Raw genomic sequence first — 24,360 nt, forward strand, 5'->3', positions numbered from 1 at the left:
ATCCCACTCCAGCGAACGATCCGCCCGTTCCCGGGGTCATCCTTAAAGCGCGTGCCCCCTGTCCGGCAACCTCGCACAATGACGCCGCCTGAAGTGATCCAAGCGTGCGGCGGAGCGTAAACAGGGCCAGATGAGGCCACTGCAGTCGGCGGTGCTTCTCGGGGCTCCAGGTCTTCCCCCCTCCTCCAGATACTGGAGCCCCCTCTTTTTCCTGTCAGGTCAGGCTTTGTGGTAGGGGGTTCCAGCGAGGATGGTCATCGCGCGGTAGACCTGTTCGGCGAGCATGGCGCGCACGAGCCGGTGCGGCCAGGTCTGGGCGCCGAAGGCGAGCGTCCTCGGGACCGCTCGGCGGACATCGGCCGAAAAGCCTTCGGCCCCACCAATCAGGAACACCGTGTCGCGCAGCCCGTCATCGCGCCAGGCCGCCAGCCGGTGGGCGAGTTCGGTGGAGCTGAGGTTTTCGCCGGCCTCATCGAGGCGCAGGCAGTTCGCGCCGTCTGGAATCCGCGCCAGAAGCCGCGCGCCTTCGGCCTCAAGGCCGCCGCCGCTGGCGACTTCATGTTCATCACAGGCGCGGAAACCCAGCTGGCGGGCCAACGGCAACGTGCGGCTGACATAATCGTCGGTCAGGCTGCGCTCAGGGCCATCCTTGAGGCGCCCCACACCTACGATCTGCAGGCGCACGGGATCAGGTCGCGTTCATCCGGTGGTTCGACCGGTCCGACATCCAGATTTTCTCGAGATTGTAGAACTCGCGCACTTCCGGGCGGAAGAGGTGGACAATCACGTCGCCAGTATCGATCAGCACCCAGTCGGCATTCGCCATGCCTTCGACACTGGCCGGGCGGCCGGTCAGGCGTTTGGCCTCCTGTGCCACATGCTCTGCAAGCGCAGAAACGTGCCGTCCGGAACGGCCGGACGCAATGATCATGAAATCGGCGAGGGAGGACTTGCCCTGAAGATCTATGAAGGCGAGGTCTTCGGCCTTGTCGTCTTCGAGGACTTTCGAGAGGGCCTCGGCCAGCAGCCTTATATCTGCGAGCGAGACATTCTTGGGGGGCTCAACCCGGTTTTTGGCGGATGACAGGGCGACGATTCCTTCTTCTTGGCTTGGGATAAGGTAACACGACGGGCCAGCTGCAACCAGTAAAAAGGCGCAGCCTGCCCCAAACCCCCTTTGATTCACTTTCTATACAGGGTTTCATTTGGAGAATGTCCGAATTTCGCCCTATCTAGGTTGTAATGAGGAGGGCTCCCTCATGACTCTCAGGAATGTACCCATGCGTGCTGTGCTTGCGCTTCCCTGCCTACTCGCTGCGTTGTCGGTTTCAGGCTGCGCGGTTGCCGTTCTCGGCACCGCCGGCGTGGTCGGCCTCACCTCCGTTCAGGAAAAGACGATGGGCGAGGCGCTCGACGACGCGACCGCCTCGAACGAGATCAAGGCCAAACTGCTGACCGAAAGCGGCGCGAAATTCGCCGAAGTCGATGTCGAGGTCGCGAATGGCCTGGTTTTGCTGTCCGGCCGCGTCAACGAACCGGCCGACCGCACCTACGCCGAGGGCATCGCCTGGAGCTCGTCACGCACGCGCGATGTCGCCAACGAGATCCGGATCGAGCCGCCGGGCGGATTCATGGCCAACGTGTCGGACGAGATCATCACCGGCCGTGTGCGCGCCCGCCTGATCGGGTCGAGCAAGGTCAAGAGCGTCAATTACAACATCGAGACCTATGACGGCGTCGTCTACCTGATGGGCATTGCCCGCAGCACCGAAGAGCTCCGCCGCGCCGCCGAAGAGGCGAGCGTCGTGGGCGGCGTGAAGCAGGTTGTCTCCTATGTGCGCTTGCGTGAGGCCGTTAATCGCACCCCTGCGCCCGTGACGACGGAAGCGCCGCCGCCGCCAGCCACTTATCAACAAGCCCCAGACGCTTCATATACAACGGAGCCGATGCCGGAGCTGACCGGCGCGAATTACGAACCAGGAAGCCGCTGACCTCCGCGTGCCTTCCGCAATGACGGGGGCACCGAGCGCGTGACACTGCGAATAGCCATTCAGATGGACCCGCTGGAGCGGGTCAACATTGACGGCGACACGACCTTTGCCCTCGCCGAGACGGCTCAGGCGCGTGGGCACCAGATTTTCGTCTATGGCGTGGCCGACCTGGCCTGGACCGAAGGCAGGGTCACCGCGCGGGCCCGTCCGGCCCGGGTGCAGCGCGTGCGCGAGACGCCGGGCCTGTTCGGGGAAGCTGTGACGCTGGACCTCGCCCGGGACACCGATGTCGTGCTGATGCGCCAGGATCCGCCCTTCGACATGGGCTACATCACCGCCTGCCACCTGCTGGAGGAAGTGGTCGGCGAGACCCTGGTGCTGAACGATCCGGCCGGTGTGCGCTCCAGCCCGGAGAAGATTTTCCCGCTGATGTTCCCGGACATAATGCCGCCCACGCTGGTGACGCGCAGCCGCGCCGCCATCGATGCCTTCCGCGACACCCATCGCGACATCATCGTCAAACCCCTCTACGGCCATGGCGGCGCCGGCGTCTTCCGCATTGCGCCCGACGATTCGAACCTGGATTCGCTGCTGGAGCTGTTCTTCAGCAAGAATTCCGAACCCGTGATGGTGCAGGCCTTCCTTCCGGCCGTGTCCGAGGGGGACAAGCGGATCATTCTCATCGACGGCGAAGCGGTGGGGGCGATCAACCGCAGGCCGAAAGCGGGGCAAGTGCGCTCGAACCTGGTGGTGGGCGGCACCGCGGAAGCGACCGAGCTCAGCGCCTCTGACAAGAAAATCTGCGAGCGGATCGGGCCCGAACTGAAGCGCCGGGGGTTGGTGCTGACTGGCATTGACGTGATCGGCGGACGCCTGACGGAAGTGAACGTCACCTCCCCGACCGGCCTTCAGGCCCTGAAACGCCTGTCGGGCATTGATGCAACTGTCAAATTCTGGGACGTTGTGGAGAGGAAGCTTGCAGCCCGCGGGTTATAGCGTCATGCTTGAGGAATGCTGATGAAACCGATCACTGCCCTGCTCCTGATTTCGATGGCCGCCGTGGGTACGGCCTGTTCCGACCCGGTCGCCAAGGCGTCCGATTCCGTGCCCGTGGAAACCGCGTCGGCTGAGCCCGAGATCCAGGGCACGCTCAACCTCAATATAGGCCAGGCGCCCGCATCGAGCGGCGGGCTCAACCTGGGAACAGCGTCGACCAGCAGTTCAGGCGGCCTGATCGTGGCGCCGGGATCGACCGGCGCCAGTTTCGAGGATGTCGGCGATCTCGGCATCGACATCGAGGTGACGCCGGATTCGGTCCTCGACCAGAAGCCCGCCTCGGACGAGGACGAGATCGTCCGCCTTCCCGAGAAAAAGTAACGGTCAGCCCGAAAGGGCTTCCGCCTGCATCCAATCCGAACACGCCTTGACCGCCTGCGGCAGCAGGTCCGGGCGTTCGATATAATAGTGGTCCGCACCCTGAATGTCCTGGTAGGCCTTGCGGCCATGCCCGACCGCCTCGAACAGGCGCCGGGCATGGCTGGGCGTGCAGGCCAGATCAGCCGTGTTGTTGATGACCAGAACCGGGCAGGAAATGCGCGAGGCATTGCCGAGCCCGTCCGCGTTGGTCGTGTCATAACCCCATTGTGAGAGCCACGAGCGCAGCGTGGTGAACCGGGCCAAGCCGACCGGTCCGTCATTGGCGATCCGGGGCTCGCCGAGATAGCAGGTATAGGGCCGCCGGTCGGACGGCTCCTGCGTGGGATCCGTCCAGCACACATTGGCCATCGTTCCGTGCACGGTGAAGGCGCGCTCTGCATTGACGTCGCCGGCCTTGCGCAACTCCTCCAGCGTGCCTTTCACCCAGTCGGTGATGCGCCGGTTGCGGGCCAGCTGTGCTGCGCGGAACTTCGTCACGAAAGCGTCCGTATAAGGAGGCTGGTCCGGACAGGCAGGATCGTAGATGTTGAGGGCGGGATCGCGGACGAAGGGCTTCGTTTCGTCAGTGATCGACGGATCCATCCATTCGGTGAGCGTGATCGCCCGGCTGACATGCGCCGCCAGCAGCATGATACCATCGGCCGGCGGCATGGCTTTCCTGGTCAGGTCATACGGATCGCCGGCAGGTGTGTGCGTGATGGTGGGGCGTTCCGCCTGGTCCTGGTAGAACAGGGACAGCGAGCCGCCGCCGGACCAGCCGCCGAGGATGACGCGCTTGTAGCCGAGCTTGCTGCGGGCGTGGTCCACGCAGGCGCCGAGATCGGCCGCACACTTTTCCATGATCAGGGCGGTGTCGTTTCCGCGGTAGCGGGTGTTGCAGTAGATCACATGCTGACCGCCCCGGGCGAGCGCCGAGACGAGCGGCAGGAACGCGCCGCCGCCAATGGGGTGTGAGAAGATGACGACACTCTCGGCCGTGGTGCCTGCCGGATAGATCCGCATGCATTCGGCTACGACATTGTCCCCTGCCCCGCCATAGACATCCTTGAAGCTCGCCGGATCCTTGTGGATCACGAGATAGGGCTCCCGGACGATTTCCCTTGCGACACTCACCCAGCGTTCCTCCTTGTCGCTTTTGATTATGGGGTGCACATTATTGACGAGAACGGCCCTGTCCATGTGGCCGCAACGTCAAGGGAGGAAAGCGCCATGATCAAAGCGAATGGCATCCATCACATCGCAATCATGGCGGCGGACATCCGCGAGCACATCGCCTATTTCTCTGACGTGATGGGTTTCCAGCTTTCGGCCCTGTTCGACATGCACGGTGTGCCGGGCGGCGTGCACGCCTTCCTGCACATGGACGATCATTCCTATTTCTCTGTTGTGCAGCTGCCAGCGGTGAAGGACATTCCGATCCAGATCGGCATCACGCATGCGGGCACGGGCGCCGGACCTTCCGCACCGGGAACGATGCAGCACCTGGCCTTCCGGGTCGATACGCTGGACGACCTGCTGGCGATCCGCGACCGTATCCGCACCAAGGGCATCAACGTGATCGGCCCGCTCGACCATGCGATGTGCCACTCGATCTATTTTGCCGGGCCGGACCAGCTGACGCTGGAAGTTGCCTGTTCGACCGCACCGATCGACCCGCGCGCCTGGATCGACCCTGCCGTGGTCGAGAGAGTGGGCATCACGCCGGCTGAACTGGCGGAATTTACCAATCCGGACGATTATTCCGGCGAGGGCGGCACGGTCAAACAACCGCCCTATGATCCGTCCAAACCGCATCAGGCCTATCCCGAGGCGATGTACAAGGCGATGATCGCGGCGCCCGATGACGCCATCCTGAAAGCGACGAAGTTCGAGCCGCCGGTCAAGGTTACCGCCTGAACCTGCGCGACGTCACCGCAGGATTCGCGTCAGGGTCGTATCTGGCCTGAGGGTTGCATGAAGAGGCCGCTGGCCCGGATTGTCAGCGCCGGAGACTGCGACCATGGCGAAAGCCGAGACATCCCCCGCGCATGAAGCGCGCAAACCGACCGACGCCGACCGCTTTGTGGGTCAGCGCCTGCGTCAGGGACGCCGCGAAATGGGCCTGACCCAGGAAGGCCTGGCCATGCTGCTGGGCGTGACCTTCCAGCAGATCCAGAAATATGAAGCCGGCCATAGCCGCATGTCGGCGGGTCGCCTGTTGGAGATCGCGGTTGCTCTCGGCAAGCCGATCGGCTGGTTCTACGAACCGTTCGAGATCGCTGAATCGGTCGAAGGTGGGCGCGGACGCGAAGTCCAGACCTATGACCTTAAACGCGATGCCCGGCGCCTGGTTGAGGAAATCGGCGATCTTGAAAGCCTGCAGGCGGCTGTTCACATCCTGAACGCGCTGGCGCACCGCCCGCGCTGAACGCGCCGCTCAAGCTTCGCCTTTGCCGAGCGCCTTCAACTCATAAAGCATCTGCAAAGCGTCACGCGGGGTGAGTGCATCGGGATCGATTGCGTCCAGCCGCGCGAGAACCGCGGCCGCTTCCGGGGTCAATTCAGGTTCAGCTTCGGTCGGCACCGCGGCAAACAGCGGCAGGCTTTCCGCCGCCGACGGACCAGCTTCCAGTTGCTTCAGGATCTGCGCGGCGCGCGCGACCGCACTGCGCGGCAGACCGGCCAGACGCGCCACCTGTACACCGTAGGACCGGTCGGCGGGGCCGGGATGGACTTCGTGCAGGAAGATCAGGTCCTGCTTCCATTCGCGCGCCTTGAGACTGGCATTCGCCGCGCCCGGCAGTTCGGAAGCAAGCGCCGTCAGCTCGTGATAGTGCGTTGCGAAGATGGCGCGGCAGCGCGTCTGCTCGTGCAGGTGTTCGACCGCTGCCCAGGCAATCGCGAGACCGTCCCACGTCGCCGTGCCGCGTCCGACTTCATCGAGGATGACGAAACTCTGGTCCGTCGCCTGGTTCAGGATTGCAGCGGTTTCGACCATCTCGACCATGAAAGTGGAGCGACCTCGCGACAGATCGTCGGATGCGCCGACGCGTGAGAAGACACGGTCGGCAAGGCCGAGGCGCATCGAGACGGCGGGCACGAAACAGCCCGCCTGCGCGAGGATCACAGCGAGCGCGGATTGGCGGAGATAGGTCGACTTGCCGGCCATGTTCGGACCGGTGACGAGCAGAAAGCGCGGCGCCGAGCGCCCGGCGGCATCGAGGCTGAGATCATTGGCCGTGAAGCCCTTCCCTTCCTTGCGAAGGGCGGCTTCGACGACCGGGTGGCGCAGGCCCTTGGCCTCGAACACCGGCGCGTCTTCAAGGACGGGTCGCACCGCGCTGGTTTCCGAAGCCCAGACCGCCTGGCCCGCCGCGACATCGACCTCTGCGAGCGCTGCAGCGACCTCGGCAAGCGGCCCGGCCTCGGACATCACTCGCGCACAGAACCGGTCGAACAGGGCGAGTTCGATCGATTTCGATTCTTCCTCGGCCCGGCTGATACGTCCGGCCAGATCGGCGAGCGCGGTGGTCGAGAAGCGCACCGCGCCGGCCATCGTCTGGCGGTGGATGAAATCGTTTGCGAGCGGCGGCTTCAGCATCGGGTCGGCCGCGCGGGCCGGCACCTCGATGAAATAGCCGAGCACGTTGTTGAACTTGATCTTCAGCGCACTGATGCCGGTGATGTCCGCGTAGCGGCCCTGCATTTCGGCGATCACCCGGCGGCTGCCGTCGCGCAGTTTTCTTACATCGTCGAGCGCGGCGTCCCAGCCGGCGGCGATGAACCCGCCCTCGCGGGCGAGCATCGGCGCCGATTCCGATAGCGCAGCGGCAAGATCGGCGGCGAGAGCATCGAGGCCGGCATGGTCAGACAGGCTGAGCGTCTGCGCGGCAGCGGACAGGCGCGGCGGCAAGGCGGCGCCTGACGCACGCAGGCTGGCGGCGGCCTGCTTTCCGGCGGCCAGCGCCTGAGCGAGGGCCTGAAGGTCACGTGGTCCGCCGCGGCCGAGCGCAAGGCGCATGCAGGCGCGCTCTAGATCGGGCGCAGATTTGAGCGCCGCGCGCATTTCCGACAGGACCGTGCGCTCGCCGGCGAAATAGCTGACCGCATCGTATCGCGCCTCGATTTCGGCGCGGTCGCGCGAGGGGCGCGACAAACGCGCGGCGAGAAGGCGCGCGCCGGAGGCCGTGACCGTACGGTCGATGGCTGCGAGCAGGGTTCCGTCGCGGCCACGCGTGAAGGACCGGTCGATCTCGAGACTGGCACGGGTTGCAGGATCGATCAGCAGCGCGCCGCGCTGCTCCGCGCGCTTCGGCACCGAGAGACGGGCCGGGATGCCGGCCTGGGTGAGCTTGACATAGTCGAGCAGCAGGCCGGCGGCGGCGAGTTCCGCTTTCGAGAATTCGCCGAGCCCGTCCAGCGCAGCGACGCTGTAGGCTTCCTTGAGCAGCGCTTCGCCCGACTTGGCGGACGCCGCGCGGGCCGGGCGCTCGGTAACCGGTATCGTCAGGAGGTCGCTCAAGGCGTTGAGCGCCGGACGATCACGGTCGGCCTCGGAAATGACCAGCTCGGACAGTGGCCAGGCCAGCAGCGCATCGCCAATGCGGGCGGGATCCAGCGCGGTGAGTTCGAACAGGCCGGTGGAAACATCGCAGACGGCGAGGGCGGCTTCGCTCTGGCCGGTGACGGCCAGCGCGGCCAGCGCCTGGCCCTGGCGGGCGGGCAGGAGCGTTTCCTCGGTCAGCGTCCCGGGCGTGACGATACGGACGATTTCGCGCCGCACGATGGACTTGGACCCACGCTTCTTCGCCTCGGCCGGGCTTTCGACCTGCTCGCACACAGCCACCCGGCAGCCGGCCTTGATCAGGCGCGCCAGATAGCCCTCAGCCGCATGGTAAGGCACGCCCGCCATCGGGATCGGCGCGCCGTCATGCTCGCCGCGCGAGGTGAGCGTAATGTCGAGAACGCGGGCGGCCGTCACGGCATCCTCGAAGAACAGTTCGTAGAAATCGCCCATACGAAAGAACAGGAGGGCATCCGGATTGGCCGTCTTTATTGACAGGTATTGTGCCATGAACGGCGTGGGTTCACTGGCGGCCTGTCTGACGGGCGGGGATTTGGGGGCGGTATCCGGCATGGCGCGGCACGCTAGCCTTTGACGGAGGGATTCGCAAAGCCGCCCGCCAGCACATGTGCGGATTTGACTGTTGGCAGGCGCATCGCAGCGGCCTAGACGGGTGCCTGTCCCCGCCGAAACGAAACAGAGCCCATATGACTACGCAGCGTCCGAGCATTACCGACCAGGAAGCCCTCGATTTCCACTCGCAGCCCACCGCGGGCAAGATTTCGATGAATCCGACCAAGCCCATGGGAACGCAGCGCGACCTGTCGCTGGCCTACAGCCCGGGCGTTGCCATTCCGGTTCTGGCCATCGCGGAGAATGAAGACCTTGCCTATGACTACACGTCCAAGGGCAACCTCGTCGCGGTGATCTCGAACGGCACGGCCATCCTGGGTCTCGGCAATCTCGGCCCGATGGCGTCCAAGCCGGTGATGGAAGGCAAGGCCGTTCTGTTCAAGCGTTTTGCCGACATCGACAGCTTCGACGTTGAAGTGAACACGCGCGACGCGGAAGACTTCATCCGCACGGTGCGCAACATCGGCGCGACCTGGGGCGGCATCAACCTCGAAGATATCTCGGCGCCGGATTGCTTCATCATCGAAAGCCGCCTGCGCGAGGAACTCGACATTCCGGTGTTCCACGATGACCAGCATGGCACCGCAATCATCGCGGCGGCCGGCCTGATCAATGCGTGTCATATCACCGGTCGCAAGATGTCGGACGTGAAGGTTGCGATTTCCGGCGCGGGCGCCGCGGGCCTATCCGTTGCCGGCCTGATCCGCCACCTGGGCGTGAAGGGCGAAAACATCCTGATGTGCGATACGGCAGGCGTGGTTTATGAAGGCCGCACCGAGAAGATGGACCAGTTCAAGTCCGCCTTCGCTGTGAAGACCAAGAAACGCACGCTGGCCGAAGCCATGGACGGCGCCGATGTGTTCCTGGGCCTGTCGGTCAAGGGCGCGGTGACCAAGGACATGGTCAAGTCGATGGCGAAGAACCCGATCATCTTCGCAATGGCCAACCCCGATCCGGAAATCACCCCGGAAGACATCAAGTCTGTCCGCAACGACGCCATCATCGCGACCGGCCGCTCGGATTACCCCAACCAGGTCAACAACGTTCTCGGTTTCCCGTACATCTTCCGCGGCGCGCTCGATGTACGTGCCCGGAGTATCAACGAGGAAATGAAAGTCGCCGCCGCGCAGGCCCTCGCCGAGCTCGCCCGCGAAGACGTGCCGGATGAAGTGGCCGCTGCCTATCATGGCGCACGCCCGACCTTCGGCCGCGACTATATTATCCCTACACCGTTCGATCCGCGCCTGATCAGCTTCGTGCCGCCGCTGGTGGCGCAAGCGGCCATGGACAGCGGCGTTGCCCGCAAGCCGATTGCCGACATGGACGCCTACCGCCGCAGCCTCGTGCGCCGCGCCGATCCGTCCGCCGCCTTCCTGCAGGGCGTGCAGGCGCGCTGCCGCGACGTGCGGCGGCGCATCGTATTTGCGGAAGGCGAAGAGCCCGCCGTCGTGCGCGCGGCCTGGAGCTTCAAGAACCAGGGTCTCGGCCATCCGATCCTGATCGGCCGCGAAGCGCAGGTTGAAGCCATGATGGAACAGATGGGTGTGCCGGCCGGCGCACTCGACATCATCAATGCGCGCCTGTCGGACAACAATCCGGTCTATGTGGACATGCTATACGCGCGCCTGCAGCGCAAAGGCTATCTGAAGCGCGACGCGCAGCGCCTGGTGAACCAGGACCGGAACGTGTTCGGCTGCTGCATGCTGAAGAATGGCGATGCCGACGGCATGGTGACCGGCGTGACGCGCAATTACGATGCGGCCCTCAAGGACGCGATGCTCGTGCTCGACCCGATTCCCGGACAGGCCGTGATCGGCATGTCGATGGTGATCAACATGGGCAAGACGATCTTTATTGCAGATACGAGCGTCAACGAATTGCCGGACGGTCAGACGCTGGCCAATATCGCGCTCGAAGCCGTCCGCGCAGTCCGCAGTGTCGGCTTCTCGCCGCGCGTGGCGTTCCTGTCCTACTCCACCTTCGGCAATCCGATGGGGGAACGCGGCGACAAGGTGCGCGAGGCCGTGGGCATCCTCGACCGGATGAAAGACATCGACTTCGAATACGAAGGCGACATGAATGCGGATGTGGCGCTCAACCCGAACCACAAACTGCTCTACCCGTTCTCGCGCCTGACGGGCCCGGCCAACATCCTCGTGATGCCGGCTATCCATTCGGCTTCGATCGCAACAAACCTGCTTGAGCAGATGAGCCGGTCAACAATCATCGGGCCGATGCTGCTCGGTCTCGAGAAGCCGGTGCAGATCGCCTCGCTCGGCGCAACGGTCGGCGACATCGTCGACCTTGCCGCGCTGGCGGCGTTCGACATCGACATGGTGCATTCCAGCTGACGCGCGTCAGACGGCGGGCGCCTGCTCCACCTTGGGCAGGCGCGCCTGCCGGATCCATTCAATCCCGGACAATGCCACGGCAATGCCGCCGAGCCAGAACGTGAGAATGAACACCGCGTAATAGCCCTGGCTTTCGATCATGGCACCAAGCCAGGGGCGGCCGAGCGTGCCGATCAGCATGGTCAGCGATGCCAGCAGCGCATACTGGACTGCGGCGAAGCGCGGATTCACGACCGACGTCAGGAACGCGACAACCGCCACGCTGGCGAAGCCGCCTGCGAGGTTTTCTCCCGCGATGGCAATCATCAGGCGTGCCATTCGATCACCGGCATCAGCGCCTTGCGCGTCGGGTGAGATCTGGGCGGCCCAGCCTGCAAACAGGCGCAAGGGTTCGGCAATGTGGGTCCATTCGAGGAACGCGTCGATCCCCGCGCCGCCTCTCGACAGGTCTGCGAACAGGAGGTTCGTGGCGGCGGCAAGTACGGCCCCCGCTACAAGCACCGGCATGCGGCCGATGAAACTGATCACGACAGCGCCCAGCGCGGCGCCCGCCACGGTCATCAGCACACCGAAGAATTTCGAGGCGACGGCGACATCCGCCATCGTGTGGTGCAGCGCCCCGAAACGGTCGTCCAGATAGAAGGGATAGGCAAAAGAGCCCCAGACGGAGTCTGTGAAACGGTAGGTGAGGGCCAGAAGGAGCACGAGCAGTGCGCCCCAGCCGAGGCGGGCGATCAGGTCCATCAGCGGATCGAAGATGGAACGGAAGACGGCACGGATGGTGCGCGGAAGGGCGGGCTCATCACTCGGCCCGACGACAATCTCTGCCGGGATCCGCCCATGCCGCATCAACAGGATCAGCGCGCCGGCGGCCGGCAACAGGACCGTAAGGCCTACGATCCAGGGTCCCTGCTCCGCAACGAAGAGGCCGCCTTTCGGGGGCGGGACCTGGGTGAACGAGGCGATCACGAAGTTTGCGATCATCAGGAAGGCCGCGATCCATCCGCCGGCGACGAGCAGCGTGGCGAAGGTGCGCTCGCGCTCCGGCAGGCCGGCCTGGAAGGTGAGACGCGCGGTGCCGGGTCCGGTTTCGACTTCCGGCTCGGGCGCCAGCAAGGTGCCGGAAATCGAGAGCACCATCATCGCGGCGATCATCACATAAACGACAACCCAGCCGAAATATTCAGCCAGCAGCAAAGCGAGGAAGCCCGTGACGAAGCCAGCGATGCGGTAGCCGAACTGGTAGAGCGCGGCCATCAGGTCCTTGTCTTCATCAGACCGGGCGACCTCGATGCGCCAGGCATCGAGCACGATGTCATGCGTGGCGGAGAAGAGCGCTGCGAGCAGCGCAATGACGGCAACGAGTCCGATATGCTCGCCGGGATTGGAGAAGGCGAGCAGGAAGAGAAGGCCCGCAATCGGCAGCTGCAGGCTGAACAGCCAGGTGCGACGGGGACCGAGGAACGGGAACGGATGGTGCGCGGTCTGGAAGGCCGGCGACCAGAGGAACTTGAACGCGTAGCCGATCGTGACGATCGACAGCACACCGATAGTCGAGGGGGTGACGCCTTCGGTGGTGAGCCAGGCATTCAGCGTGCCCAGCACCGCCCCGTAAGGCAGGCCCGCCGCGAGGGCGAGCAGGAACATCGCTGCCATCCGCCGGTCGCGCATGGCCTTCAGGGCCCGGATGAACCGGGGCGGCGCCTTGTCCGTCACAGCGGCGACCGGGGCGGTGGTCATGCAGCGCCCGACATGCGGCCGTCACCTGCCGTCCACTGACGGGCAAGCGCGCGCAAGGCTTCGGCATCGAGCGGTTTGGCGGCTACACCGCTGGCGCCGCACTCGCGCGCGCGGCGTTCGATGTCCGGTGTTATCTCGGCCGAAACCGCGATGATCGGCGCGGCAAAGCCGTCAGCGCGTAAGCGCCGCATCGCCTCGAACCCATCCATGATGGGCATCCTCAAATCCATCAGCACGAGTACGGGCTCCATGCGTTTCGCAGCGTCGAGCGCTTCGCTGCCTGTGGCCGCTACAGTGACCGCAAATCCGGACGTTTCCAAGGCGCGACGTGCAATCAGCGCGTTTATGGGATTGTCATCCGCGATCAGCACCCGGCCGCCTTCGCCGGAGGTTTCGGGCTCGTCGGCAAGGAGGCGTCCGCTCCGCGCAAGCATGATGCGCTCGACCAGAGACGACAGGCGCAGCGGTCGCACGAGCCATCCACGGCAGCCGAGCTCGCGGAACCGACCGATGGCGCCGCGGTCTTCCGGACGCAGCACCACAAGCGCGGGCGCCTGGCGCGCAAGCGCGGCGACCATGGCTTCGGGCAGGTCTGCACCGACCAGCAACACGTCTGTTTCGGGGGGCACGGCGCCGGAAGACAGGTCAATCTGAACAGGCACGGTATTGATCGCGGAAAGGATGCGGGCGAGCGCGAGCGTGGTCGCGGGCGGGAGACCGGCCAGGCCGACACGGCCGCCGAGGCGCGGCAGGTCGTGCGCGGGCGGCGCATCGGTGCGGCGCAGGGGCACCTCGACAGAGAAGGTTGCCCCTTCCCCGAGGCGCGAGGCAACCGATACGCGGCCGCCGAGCAGATCGGCGAGGCGCTTGACGATGGCAAGCCCCAGACCAACGCCGCCGTCGCGATAGGCATCGCCCGCCGCTGACTGGCGGAAGGCTTCGAACAAGCGCACCTGATCGGACGGCGCAATGCCGGGGCCGGTGTCGCGCACGTAGAAGGCGAGGCCGTCTTCGCGCGGCTCGACATCCACCAGGACGGCGCCCGAGGCCGTGAATTTGAGCGCGTTGCCGACCAGGTTGAAGAGGATCTGGCGCAGGCGCCCGGCATCACCTTCGTAGATCGGAACCGGCCAGCCCACGGCGCGGACGGCCAGATCGAGGCCGGCCGCATGGGCACGGGGCGCCAGCAGTTCCGCCACCTCACGCGCGAGGCGCAACGGGCAATAGCTCTCCTTTTCGAGATCGACCGCTGAGGCATCAAGGCGCGCATAATCCAGCACGTTGTTCAGCAGATCGAGCAGGCGAGCGCCCGACAAGCGGATCGTTTCGGCATACTCGCGCTGGGCCGGCGAGAGGTCGGTTTCCAGCAGCAACGACACGGTGCCGAGGATCCCGTTAAGCGGCGTGCGGATTTCGTGACTCGCGGTGGCCAGAAAGGCCTTTTCGGGCGATTCAGCGTTGGCGGGAGTGTCGATCGGTTCGGTCATACCCCGAATTTAGGGCAAAGGCCTGAGCAGAGCCTTAACTGCGCGATCGGGCGAAGGCCGATCCCTGAGAGGCGCGGCTGTGCTGGCGAGAGGCCTATTACGGTAGCTGAGCGCTTCGGCGACATGGACGCGGCGCAGACCGGCCGCGCCTAGACGCCGTCAAATGCAATTGGGTGATCCGTTGGACCATCCTCGCCCGTGCGCTCCGGTCCCAAAAGGTTGAGACCGGTCAACTCTCACCAAACAACGAATCTCGAACTTATCCGGCCGCCGGCAAATTTTCTTGCACCGCCGCGAGGGCGGCGCGCAGCACGTCCAGCCCGGCGCCCTTGCGCGGCGCCTGTTCCGACAGGATGCGGCGCCACTGGCGCGCACCGGGCTGGCCGGCGAAGAGCCCGAGCATGTGGCGCGTCATGGCGTGCAGGCTGGTGCCTTCGGCAAGTCGCGCCGCGATATAGGGTTCATAGGCGCCTACAGCCTCACCGGCCGCGACGGGCGCCCCTTCCCCGAACAGCTGCGCATCCACCCCGCCCAGGAGGCCAGGGGTCTGATAGGCGGCGCGACCAAGCATGACGCCGTCGAAGGTGTGCAAGTGATCCGAGCACTGATCGAGTGTCGTAATGCCGCCATTGAGGATGATCGTCAGCCCAGGCCGCCCTGATTTCAGCTCGGCCACAAGTCCATAATCCAGAGGCGGAACCTCGCGGTTCTCCTTGGGGCTGAGGCCTTTGAGCCAGGCAGCGCGGGCATGTACGGTGAACGCGGAGCATCCAGCCGCCGCCACCTTGTCGATGAAAGTGAACAGCGTCTCACGGGCCGGCAGATCGTCGATGGCAATCCGGTTCTTGACCGAGACCGGAATGGAGACCGAAGCACGCATCGCGGCCACGCAGTCTGCGACAAGATCCGGCTCCGCCATCAGGCAGGCACCGAAAGCACCGGACTGGACCCGTTCTGACGGGCAGCCGCAATTGAGGTTCACCTCGTCATAGCCGAACCCTTCCGCTATGCGCGCCGCTTCCGACAGTTTGCTAGGGTCCGATCCGCCAAGCTGAAGGACGACCGGGTGTTCGACGGGACCGAACCCCAGGAGGCGCTCCCGGTCACCATGGATCACGGCATCGGCCGTGACCATCTCGGTCCAGAGCAGGGCCCGTTTGGTCAGCGTCCGGTGGAAGGCCCGGCAATGCCGGTCCGTCCAATCCATCATGGGGGCGACATTAAATCTATGTGCTTGATATTGTAGCATTTTTCTACTACTTACAGAGAACTAAACGGGAATTCGTGTGCAAACATATGCGGAACATTGCACACGTTTGTACCCGATTGCAGCTGTCTGTGCACACGGAGCGCACACGAAATGTCGACCATTGTGAAACTTCCATCGGGTAGCTGGCGAACTCAGGTTCGCCGCAAAGGGCGATACGTTTCCCAGTCATTCGCACGGCGACGCGACGCCGAAGAATGGGCGCTCAAGATGGAGCGCCGTGTTGATCGTGGAGAAAGTGTCTCCAAGACCAGACCCGACCATATAAACACTGTTGCGGATCTCGTCGACCTGCACATCGCTGACATGCTTGAGGTGGGCAAACTCGTCCGACGGTCAAAAGCCTATTCGCTCGAAAAGCTTCGGGATGATGTCGGCCACCTTCGCATTGAGCAGATAGACCGCGAGGCCATCATTCAGTTTGCCCGTGATCGCCGGTCCGAGGGTGCCGGACCGGTCACCATCTCGATGGACATCTCGTATCTCAAAACAATCATGCTCCATGCCGCAGCAGTCCACGGCGTGCACATTCCGGTCGAACAGGTTGACCTCGCCCGAGCGGCCCTCAGTCGGCTTGGGCTCGTCGGAAAAGGCAAAGAGCGGGACCGTCGACCTACGCAGGATGAACTTGATCGGCTCATTGCCTACTTTGAGTCAAATAGTCGCCAGATTTCGCCGATGCACCGGATCGTGAAATTCGCCGTGGCAACCGCCATGCGGCAATCGGAAATCTGTTCCATCGAATGGCCAGACGTCGATGAACGCCGGCGGACTGTGACCGTCCGTGACCGGAAGGACCCGCGCAACAAGCTCGGCAATGATCAGCGCGTGCCGCTGGTCGATCTGACAGGATACGACGCCTGGGCACTCTTGCTGGAGCAGCGCGCGGCGCGTCCGACAAAAGGAAGGATCTTTCCCTATGATGGACGCTCGATTGGCGCCGCCTTTCGTCGCGCATGCCAGCAACTCGGGATAGAAGACCTGCACTTTCATGATTTACGTCACGAGGGCACAAGCCGGCTTTTCGAAGCCGGTCTACAGATCGAGCAGGTCGCCCTCGTCACCGGCCACAAGGACTGGAAGATGCTGAAGCGATACACACATCTCTCTCCGGACTCTATTGTCCGTATGGCGAATGACAGGAAACGCGGATGAGGCTGCCAAGCGTTCCAATCGGTGTGAATGCTCGCTTCCATGGATCGGACCTGCTTCTGCAAACAGCGCAGGCTTCGTCGGCGACCGCTCGGGGATGAATTTTATTGAATACGATAAAATGGCCTTAGGTCTAGCCGCGTTGAATTGGAATTTATTGTTTTCAGTAAAATGCATTGCCCGAAAGCTGAAAACCGGCTATATTTACTGTATTCAATAAAACGGGTGTAGTGTGACCAATGACGCTGAAAATGAGCGACTTGCCGAAGTAGGAGGCAGGATCCGTGCGACCCGTGAGGCGCGTGGCCTGATCCTGCATGAGCTGGCACGCCTCAGCGGCATCAGCGCATCGGCCTTGTCACTCATTGAAACGGGCCAGCGCGACCTGCGTATCACCAGCCTCTACCGGATCGCCAACGCCTTGCGCATCGGAGCCGGTTACCTGCTCGACGGCCGGGACGAAGAGACCCGAAAACAAGAGACCAAACGCGGCGGCTATGATCTCGGAGACTATACATGAGCCAAACCGTGCCGGTCTGGTTTGACGCCTTGCATGTCGGTGAGGTCGCCGTTGGCGAAGATGGCGCGCTCGGCTTTGCCTATACGCCAGAATGGCTTGCAACAGAGGGGGCGTTCCCTTTGTCGCTTACCCTGCCGCTTAGATCATCCCCCTACCCTTCCGAAGTCATATCCCCCTGGCTTGCCAATCTCCTTCCGGAAGAGGAACAGCTTTCCATTCTGACCCGCTCTCTGGGGCTCGCCCGCGCGGACACACTCGCCATCCTGAACGAGATCGGCGGTGATACGGCGGGTGCGCTCTCCTTCGGGGTTCCCTCGGAGCGGACGGCATGGACTTATACTCCGCTTACGGACTTCTATGGAATCGACGATCCCGAAGCCGCACTGGAACGCCACTTCGATGACCTGCAACGGCGTCCATTTCTTGTCGGAGAGGAAGGCGTTCGTCTCTCACTCGCCGGCGGACAAAAGAAATCTGCGCTCGCGGTTCTGGACGCGAACGCTACCCCCGTTCGAAGGCTACCTGCTGAAGGTGATGTTCTCGCTATCCCGCGCAATGGCGCACCCTCCACCATTATCCTGAAACCGGACAATCCGATCCTGCCTGGCATTGTCGAGAACGAGACCTATTGCCTTCACCTGGCGCAGGAAATCGGAATCATCGCAGCTGCAACGACAATCCTTCCCGCCGGCCGCCGGAAAGCGATCTGTGTCCTGCGCTATGACAGGCGCATCAGCCGAACGGGCACATTGCAACGCGTCCATCAGGAAGATTTCGCGCAGGCCAATGGCGTGCCGCCCGGAAGAAAATATGAGCGCGGCACTGTCCCGGGTCCAGATCTGGCAACTTTGCTCCGCACTGGCCGTCATCTGCCCCCGGCCGATGCTCTGTCACTGCTTGACCAGCTGATCTTCAATATTCTCGTCGCAAACACAGACGCGCATGCGAAGAACTATTCCCTTCTTCTGCCCGTAGGTTCCGGCCCGCGTCTCGCGCCCCTTTACGATGTGTCGACTGTCCTTCCCTGGCCCAGCGTCGTGCAGTATCTCGCGCAGAATATCGCCGGGAAGAAGCGCAAGCCCGGCGATGTGAGCGCGCTCCACTGGGACGCCATTGCGGCGACAGTCAGTTACCGTCCAGCCGATGTCCGCAAACGGGTCCAAGAACTTGTGGACAGGTTTGTAGCCGGGCGTGTCATGGTAACGGCAGCAGTCAAAACTATGCCGGGGAGCACTGCCGGCTATGTCGAGGAAGCCGCAAACTTGATCGAGGAGAACGCCTTGCGGATCGCAGGCCGGCTTAGGAAGGCTCCATAAGTCTTGCAGGCGTTCCTACTCGACTTTCCAAAAAAGGCAGCCCGGAACCACACTGCAGGGTCCCCTCAGTGCTCAAGTTTAGATATGGCCCGCAAAAGCTCCTGCAAAATCTGGCCCGCTTCGTCGATCTTCACAGCGAGCAGGAGTCCACCTCGCCTGAGCGTTTCAACACCAGCGGTAACGTCGGCAGGCGGCGCGCGCGCCAAGGCCGTGATCGCCTTCAACCCGGAAACGCGCCAGGTCCGCTCCGGGCAGCTCGACCTGCTCGAGGGCTTCGAACACTGGCTGATCAAGTTTGACGGCGTGGCCTTCAGCGGAGACTGGGGCGTTGCCGATCCCTCCGGTTACGGACTTCTCGAATACAGTTACTACCTGATGGCAAAAGCGTGCGGCATCGAGATGATGGAAAGCAGGCTATTCAGCGAGAATGGCCGCAACCATTTCATGACACGCCGATTTGACCGCGAACCGGGCGGGCAAAAGAAGTTCGTGCAGACTTTCGGCGCCCTCGCCCATTTCGACTATTACGAAAGCGGCCTTTATTCCTACGAACAATTGTTCATGACCATGCGCCAGCTCGGCTTACGCGGTGAAGCCAGCGGCGAAGTGCAAATCACCGCCTCCACACGGGTGCCTCTGACAACGGTTGCCTAGCTGAGGCCTGCGATTTTTCCGGTGAATAGCACCGGCCCGGTCGGACCGGCTTCGGGGGATCCTCCCACGGGCTCCAGGCTGATAGCCAAAAGATCACTGGCGGGAACGAGATCTTCTGAAAAAGTGAGCCCGGCTTGTCCGTCAACGGACGGGTCCTGCAAAAACAATCCGAGCGAGCGGGGCGCTGGCGATCCATCGCGGATCAGCCAGAGTTGCCACACACCGTCAGTGGGTGGTGAGACGTTGGAGTATCGCGCGAGTATCTCGCCCTGACGGGGATCATAGACGATTACGATAATCTCAGCATCACTATTGCCAGACAGCGCCGCGACGAATCCTGGATCCTGACCTGCGTTCAAGACTGTAGCGTCTTGTAGTTGCGAACCGTAGGCAGTGGTTACAGCCGGATAAACAATAGCGGCCATGGCGACCGCCGCCGCCAAAAGAGCAGCGGGCCGCCAGCTCCAGTGAACACGCCCCCGACCACGGTCGCGCCTGGCCCGATCAGCATCCGCAAGGCTCGAAATTCCCTCCAGGATATCGCTGCGCAGTCCCGCCAGTGGAACTGGTGGCTGCGTCTTGGATTCAAGGGGCGCGAGCCAGGCCCGTAGTTCGACTACGAGAGACCGGAAGCTTGCGTCCTCGGCGTGAAGCGCTTCAAAATGGCGCACTTCATCATCTGTTGCCTGCCCCGTCAGCATGGCGATCGCGAGCGCTTCACGATCTGACGATGTCAGACGCATCGCGTTGGTCCTTTCCTGCTCGCTGCCAAATGCCAGTCATATTTGAAGACAAGTCCGAAAAACAGACCGATGTTCAATTATTCACACCGGGCATCGCGGCACTTTCCCCCTCGGCAGCAGTGCCCAGAACCTCAAAAGTCAGGCTGGAAAAAATAGTGTCATAATCGCCGCGTACATCACCCGAAATCGGAGCAGACCATACAGTCTGGAGCATCCACCGCCCTTCTGCCAAATTGCTCAGCACCGCTCTGCCATCTGCGCCGGTGACGACCTTGTCGACATCTCCGATCTCAGGATCGAGGTTGACAACGTGAAGCATGGCACCCGGCAATGGGCTACCGCGATAACGGACCTCGACGGGCAGGCCTGAGCCCGGTTCTAGCAGGGCGGGATTGGCAAGCGGTGTTACCTCGAGTGTCATTCCGATAGGGCGCAGCAAGTGCGCATCTCCGGCCGCCCCTGCATCCCCCACGCGGATGATGGACTTGGCGCGCCGGGAATAGATCTCGCGGCCGCTTGTCTCTGTCAGGCCATTTTCCATGCGGTGGATGGCGATCGGACGAACGCCTTCATCCGTGACGTAAGTGTTGAATTTCTCTGCCGGCAGTTCACTGACAGACGGAATGGATTCAATCGCCAGAACATAGAATCCAGGTTCACCTGTAGCGACGTCGAAACGGCCCTCGGAGTGACGGTTGCCAAGTGCTGCCTGTATGTCCTCGATCCCACTTTCACCAATCGAACGAAACGCAATGATCCTTGCGGGATCTGCGGGCCACTCGCTTATATCGTCCGAATGCCCGACTTTAGCAGTCACTCCGAGTATTGCGCCACCTTCCGGAGTAAACGTATCTGGCTGTAACCAGAAATCGTGAGCTGCCGCGGTGGACGCGAGGACCATGGCGCCGAATAGCGATATAAAAGACCTATGCATGAAAGCAGCTTTCCTGATTAATCCTGACACTGTGTATTCTTTATACGGCAGGGATTGAGTTGTCGGTGCAGGACAAAGGGCTGGGGGCGCTATCACAGGGCCGCATCAAATGTCTGATACGGTAATTCTGCGCGCATGCGTTGCAACCCGCGCCTTATCCAGCTTTTCACAGTGTTAGGCGGCGCCCCGAGACGTTCGCCGATTTCGTGGCATGAGTATCCTTCTGTCACATGAAGCAGGATGGCCTGGGCCGTAAGGACGGGGAGCACAGATAATTGTGCGGTGAGCATTGAAGCAGCTTGCTGGAGGCGCGCCTGCTGGTCCGGTGACTTTGCATCCTTGTCTTCAATTTTTTCATCCAGCTCCTGATGCTCTTTGCTACGCTTGCGCTCTCTCAGGTGATCGAGCGCGCGGTTTCGCATGATGACAAGCATCCATGTAAAAGGTTTCGCTTTCTCCGGGTCATAGTTCCGGGCGTTCATCCAGATTGAAAGGTAGGCGCGCTGAAGAATGTCGCGCGCGGCCTCTTCGCAACCGACCATGTCCTTCACAATAGCGGTGAATTTGGGAGCTGTAACATCGTAGATTTCTGAAAAAGCTGAAGATTCTCCAGCTGCGCAGCGCTCAAGCGCCAGCGCCAGAATCTTGTTTGCCTGGTCGTATGGACTGGTCATCCGTTTCTCCCAACACGACCTCTACGTAGGCCAGGCCGGATCAGATGCAGAACTTGGCGAGATATCTTTGCAAATGTTCACGAATGTCTGCACCGCCGGGTCCCGGCTGAGCGTAACTCCTATGCATTCGGTATTGTTCCGCATGCTTGCAAGCCCTGACCATTCCGGCTTGAGCGCATCTTTGACGTGCGCGGCTGAGGGGGGACAGGACAGTCTGGAGAATGAAGATGCGTCTGAAACGTTCCCTCATGTTCTCGGGCGCGGCGGTGACAGTATTCTGTCTGGCAGCGATTCCGAGTTATGCCTCAAGCCACCGCGAAGCGCCCGGCACAACGGAGCAGCCGAAGGTCGATGGTACTGACTTTTACATGTTCCGCAGCTACGAACCCGGCCGCGACGGTTTCGTTACGTTTATTGCCAACTACCAGCCTTTGCAGGACCCCTATGGCGGCCCCAATTATTTCACGATGGATCCTGACGCGATTTACGAGATACACGTGGACAGCAACGGCGATGCTATCGAAGATGTGACATTCCAGTTCAAGTTTGACAACTCACTGGTCAATGACACAGGCATTGCACTCAACATCAATGGCAAGACATTGCCGATAGCGTTGCGTGCCGCTGGTCCGATCAGCGCACCAAATGATGCCAATCAGGGCGAACGCGAAGCCTACACATTGTCGGTTATCCGCGGCGATCGACGCAGCGGTACACGCGGCGCGGTCACCAATGCGTCCGGCGGCGGAACGTCATTCCTCAAACCGATCGACAATATCGGCAACAAGACGATCGCTAACTACCCGGCCTATGCCAACCAGTTCATTTACAATATCGCCATTCCGGGTTGCTCAACCAATGGCAAGGTGTTTGCCGGTCAGCGCGCCGAGGCGTTCGCAGTGAACCTTGGTGAGGTGTTCGACCTCGTGAACTTTGTGCCAATTGAAGGCGACAGTGCCCCTGGTGCAGGTGACGGCGGCGGGTTTCCCGGCGGTATTACTCAAGACCGCGCCAATGATGACCTCGTCGGCAAAGCCAATGTCACATCGCTTGCAATTGAAGTGCCGATCAACTGCCTGACCGGTTCAGGAAACGGCGTGATCGGCGCCTGGACCACCGCAAGTTTGCCGCAAGCCGAAATCGAAGATCCCTCGCCCACTTACGAGCAGACTTCTCTCTACGGAGGCTCGTATGTGCAGCAGTCACGCCTCTCGGCACCCCTGGTAAATGAACTGGTGATCGGTTTACCGCAGAAAGATCTTTTTAATGCGGCGGAACCGACACAGGACAGTGCCCTGGCAGACTACGTTACCAATCCCACACTGCCGGCAATCCTCGACCTCCTGTTCCGCGCTCCCGTGAACCAGACGCTCGGGGCCAACATCCCGAACCTCGCTCCGACAAACTTCCCCCGGCAGGACCTTGTGGCAGCCTTTCTTACGGGCATTCCAACACTGAACCAGCAAGCCACTGTAACCGGATCCGAAATGATGCGGTTGAATACCGCGATTGACCCGACGCCCCGTGCCCAACAGAGCACGTTCGGTGTAGCGGGTGATGATCTTGCCGGGTTCCCGAACGGCCGACGTCCGGGCGATGATACTGTGGATATCGCTCTCCGGGTTGTCATGGGCGCGCTTTGCTATCCTGTCCCCATCAATGGAACGCCAACAGATCTGGGCTTTTGTGATCCAGCGGATGCTCCGGTTGGAAATGTGCCGTTCACTGACGGTGCACCGATCTCTGCGGCAGAGCTGAAGAACACCTTTCCCTACCTGAATGACCCGATTGCTGGTTCACCAAACAACTGAGGATGCCCCTTATGCGACAGCCAAAATGGAGAGACGTATCGACGCTGATTGCGGCCGGAGCCGCAACAGTACTTCTTGCTGGATGTGGCGGATCCGGGAGTGGAGCGTCTCCGCTGCCTCCTCCACCGCCGCCGCCGCCGCCGGGACAAACTCCCTTTCCTGGTCAACTTGGCATAGGCTTTGCCATGAAGTTCGCTCAGGCACTCAATTCAGATCCTGCTGACGCGGCGGCGAGTGATCTCGTCCCCCTCAACCTTGCAGGAGATCCGATCGACGTGCCTGATCCGATGTAACGCGGGCACCCCGTCCTCTGCTTTATGGCGGCGGGTCCAATATGACCCGCCGCCTATTAGTTTCCGAACTGGCGGCGAATAACATCTGCAGTCGATTTCACGCCCTTCGGCGAACGCGTGATCAGGCTCGCCAAGCTTACATGAGCGCCGCCGACTGTCACGTCCACCTGAACTTCAAGATAGTCTGTTCGGACGCCCGTACCAATCGGCGCAACAATGCCGATCTGGCCGAGCGTAGCGGAGCTGATCATCCCGTCCTGTTCCCGCAGCGCAAGAAACCGCGATGCCGCTGCGGGATTGGATATCAAGGCGCGAACGAGCCGCGGCTCGGCGGTATTCAGGTTGACGCTCGCGTCGCCTGGCAAGACTGTTACAAGTCCTGACAAGGCCTCAATCTCCGCGACCGTCACGCCGAAGGCGGACATTTCATCAACGCTTTCAAGCGAGCCAGCCAGCAGGATGCCCGCCTGGATGCGTTTGCTTACATCGGGTTTGAGGCCAGCGTTTTCGACTATGCGGTTGAACGTCGTGATATCCGCAAGACCGCCTGTCAGCCGGTTCAGGTTGTACCTGGATTGTGCATCCCGGATCGACACTGAAAATTCGCCGGATGCGAGTTCTATCTGGTCCTGCGTCCGTCCAAACCAGTCTTCGCCATAGTGATCCGTTTCCGGACTGTGTTTCGGCGTGCAAGTTTGACCCCTTAGACGGGGTTATCGGCGTCCAACTTTGACCCCCCGTTTGGAGTGTTTGACCATCCGCGTTTTGGTAGCGGATGGAGCTGGAGTTGAAGGGCGTGGATACGATTGCGCGG

General features: G+C 62.2%; 22 protein-coding genes. 11 read left to right on the top strand and 11 right to left on the bottom strand.

Annotated elements, in window-relative coordinates; genetic code table 11:
* Positions 1-219: 219 nt before the first annotated feature.
* Positions 220-684, bottom strand: coding sequence for a 23S rRNA (pseudouridine(1915)-N(3))-methyltransferase RlmH (locus GC148_RS04605; protein ID WP_291069111.1), 465 nt, complete (start codon positions 682-684; stop codon positions 220-222).
* Between the two features lie 4 nt (positions 685-688).
* Positions 689-1,186: a ribosome silencing factor gene (gene rsfS, locus GC148_RS04610; protein ID WP_366063120.1), complete on the bottom strand. Its 498-nt coding sequence runs from the start codon at positions 1,184-1,186 to the stop codon at positions 689-691.
* Between the two features lie 94 nt (positions 1,187-1,280).
* On the opposite strand from rsfS, the gene GC148_RS04615 reads away from it, so the two are divergent.
* The 3 genes from GC148_RS04615 to GC148_RS04625 are packed head-to-tail and all read left to right on the top strand — an operon-like array spanning position 1,281 to position 3,368.
* Entirely contained in the window at positions 1,281-1,991 is a 711-nt protein-coding gene (locus GC148_RS04615) for a BON domain-containing protein (RefSeq protein WP_291069113.1), read from the top strand.
* Positions 1,992-2,030: 39 nt separating this feature from the next.
* The gene (gshB, locus tag GC148_RS04620; RefSeq protein ID WP_291069114.1) at positions 2,031-2,987 is read left to right on the top strand and encodes a glutathione synthase; all 957 of its coding nucleotides are present in this window, start codon (positions 2,031-2,033) and stop codon (positions 2,985-2,987) included.
* 21 nt (positions 2,988-3,008) lie between these two features.
* Positions 3,009-3,368, top strand: a complete 360-nt coding sequence (locus tag GC148_RS04625; protein ID WP_291069116.1) for a hypothetical protein — start codon at positions 3,009-3,011, stop codon at positions 3,366-3,368.
* A gap of 3 nt (positions 3,369-3,371) precedes the next feature.
* Here the strand turns inward: GC148_RS04625 and GC148_RS04630 are convergent, their stop codons facing one another.
* The gene (locus GC148_RS04630; protein ID WP_291069118.1) at positions 3,372-4,541 is read right to left on the bottom strand and encodes an alpha/beta hydrolase; all 1,170 of its coding nucleotides are present in this window, start codon (positions 4,539-4,541) and stop codon (positions 3,372-3,374) included.
* Between the two features lie 96 nt (positions 4,542-4,637).
* On the opposite strand from GC148_RS04630, the gene GC148_RS04635 reads away from it, so the two are divergent.
* On the top strand, positions 4,638-5,324 hold the full coding sequence (locus GC148_RS04635) for a VOC family protein (protein WP_291069120.1): 687 nt from the start codon (positions 4,638-4,640) through the stop codon (positions 5,322-5,324).
* A 103-nt stretch (positions 5,325-5,427) separates the two neighbouring features.
* A complete protein-coding gene (locus GC148_RS04640; RefSeq protein WP_291069122.1) occupies positions 5,428-5,835 on the top strand; it encodes a helix-turn-helix transcriptional regulator in 408 nt (135 codons plus the stop codon).
* Between the two features lie 9 nt (positions 5,836-5,844).
* On the opposite strand, the gene mutS is transcribed toward GC148_RS04640, so the two are convergent.
* Positions 5,845-8,544 carry a DNA mismatch repair protein MutS gene (mutS, locus tag GC148_RS04645; RefSeq protein WP_291069124.1) on the bottom strand — a complete coding sequence of 900 codons (2,700 nt, stop codon included), beginning with the start codon at positions 8,542-8,544 and terminating at the stop codon, positions 5,845-5,847.
* 134 nt (positions 8,545-8,678) lie between these two features.
* Between mutS and GC148_RS04650 the strand changes: the two genes are divergently transcribed.
* Positions 8,679-10,955, top strand: coding sequence for an NADP-dependent malic enzyme (locus GC148_RS04650; protein ID WP_291069125.1), 2,277 nt, complete (start codon positions 8,679-8,681; stop codon positions 10,953-10,955).
* Between the two features lie 6 nt (positions 10,956-10,961).
* Here the strand turns inward: GC148_RS04650 and GC148_RS04655 are convergent, their stop codons facing one another.
* The 3 genes from GC148_RS04655 to dusA all read right to left on the bottom strand — a co-directional run bounded on the left by GC148_RS04655 (position 10,962) and on the right by dusA (position 15,431).
* Positions 10,962-12,695: an MFS transporter gene (locus GC148_RS04655; RefSeq protein WP_291069127.1), complete on the bottom strand. Its 1,734-nt coding sequence runs from the start codon at positions 12,693-12,695 to the stop codon at positions 10,962-10,964.
* Positions 12,692-14,182 (bottom strand): ATP-binding protein, encoded by a 1,491-nt coding sequence (locus GC148_RS04660; protein WP_291069129.1) that lies wholly within the window; start codon positions 14,180-14,182, stop codon positions 12,692-12,694. Before GC148_RS04660 ends, GC148_RS04655 begins: the two co-directional genes overlap by 4 nt.
* Before the next feature lie 259 nt (positions 14,183-14,441).
* Positions 14,442-15,431: a tRNA dihydrouridine(20/20a) synthase DusA gene (gene dusA / locus GC148_RS04665; RefSeq protein ID WP_291069131.1), complete on the bottom strand. Its 990-nt coding sequence runs from the start codon at positions 15,429-15,431 to the stop codon at positions 14,442-14,444.
* A 111-nt stretch (positions 15,432-15,542) separates the two neighbouring features.
* Here dusA and GC148_RS04670 point away from each other — a divergent pair, with 111 nt between their 5' ends.
* The 4 genes from GC148_RS04670 (at position 15,543) to GC148_RS04685 (ending at position 19,091) form a co-directional block, all read left to right on the top strand.
* Entirely contained in the window at positions 15,543-16,604 is a 1,062-nt protein-coding gene (locus GC148_RS04670; protein WP_291069133.1) for a site-specific integrase, read from the top strand.
* Positions 16,605-16,833: 229 nt separating this feature from the next.
* Positions 16,834-17,121 (top strand): helix-turn-helix transcriptional regulator, encoded by a 288-nt coding sequence (locus tag GC148_RS04675; RefSeq protein WP_291069134.1) that lies wholly within the window; start codon positions 16,834-16,836, stop codon positions 17,119-17,121.
* Positions 17,118-18,437: a type II toxin-antitoxin system HipA family toxin gene (locus GC148_RS04680; protein ID WP_291069135.1), complete on the top strand. Its 1,320-nt coding sequence runs from the start codon at positions 17,118-17,120 to the stop codon at positions 18,435-18,437. The genes GC148_RS04675 and GC148_RS04680 overlap by 4 nt, the downstream gene beginning before the upstream one ends.
* An 84-nt stretch (positions 18,438-18,521) precedes the next feature.
* The gene (locus tag GC148_RS04685; RefSeq protein ID WP_291069136.1) at positions 18,522-19,091 is read left to right on the top strand and encodes a HipA domain-containing protein; all 570 of its coding nucleotides are present in this window, start codon (positions 18,522-18,524) and stop codon (positions 19,089-19,091) included.
* Here GC148_RS04685 and GC148_RS04690 read toward each other — a convergent pair.
* The 3 genes from GC148_RS04690 to GC148_RS04700 form a co-directional block, all read right to left on the bottom strand.
* Positions 19,088-19,834 (bottom strand): anti-sigma factor, encoded by a 747-nt coding sequence (locus GC148_RS04690; protein ID WP_291069138.1) that lies wholly within the window; start codon positions 19,832-19,834, stop codon positions 19,088-19,090. The genes GC148_RS04685 and GC148_RS04690 overlap by 4 nt on opposite strands.
* Positions 19,835-19,907: 73 nt before the next feature.
* Positions 19,908-20,735, bottom strand: coding sequence for a DUF4198 domain-containing protein (locus GC148_RS04695; protein ID WP_291069139.1), 828 nt, complete (start codon positions 20,733-20,735; stop codon positions 19,908-19,910).
* A gap of 125 nt (positions 20,736-20,860) precedes the next feature.
* Positions 20,861-21,442, bottom strand: a complete 582-nt coding sequence (locus GC148_RS04700) for a sigma-70 family RNA polymerase sigma factor (RefSeq protein WP_291069141.1) — start codon at positions 21,440-21,442, stop codon at positions 20,861-20,863.
* Between the two features lie 248 nt (positions 21,443-21,690).
* Here GC148_RS04700 and GC148_RS04705 point away from each other — a divergent pair, with 248 nt between their 5' ends.
* On the top strand, positions 21,691-23,253 hold the full coding sequence (locus GC148_RS04705) for a DUF4331 domain-containing protein (protein ID WP_366063132.1): 1,563 nt from the start codon (positions 21,691-21,693) through the stop codon (positions 23,251-23,253).
* 349 nt (positions 23,254-23,602) lie between these two features.
* Here GC148_RS04705 and GC148_RS04710 read toward each other — a convergent pair whose 3' ends face one another.
* The gene (locus GC148_RS04710; RefSeq protein ID WP_366063130.1) at positions 23,603-24,142 is read right to left on the bottom strand and encodes a hypothetical protein; all 540 of its coding nucleotides are present in this window, start codon (positions 24,140-24,142) and stop codon (positions 23,603-23,605) included.
* Between the last annotated feature and the right edge of the window lie 218 nt (positions 24,143-24,360).

This window comes from Hyphomonas sp. (assembly GCF_016125515.1).
In the GTDB taxonomy this organism is placed as follows: Bacteria; Pseudomonadota; Alphaproteobacteria; order Caulobacterales; family Hyphomonadaceae; genus Hyphomonas.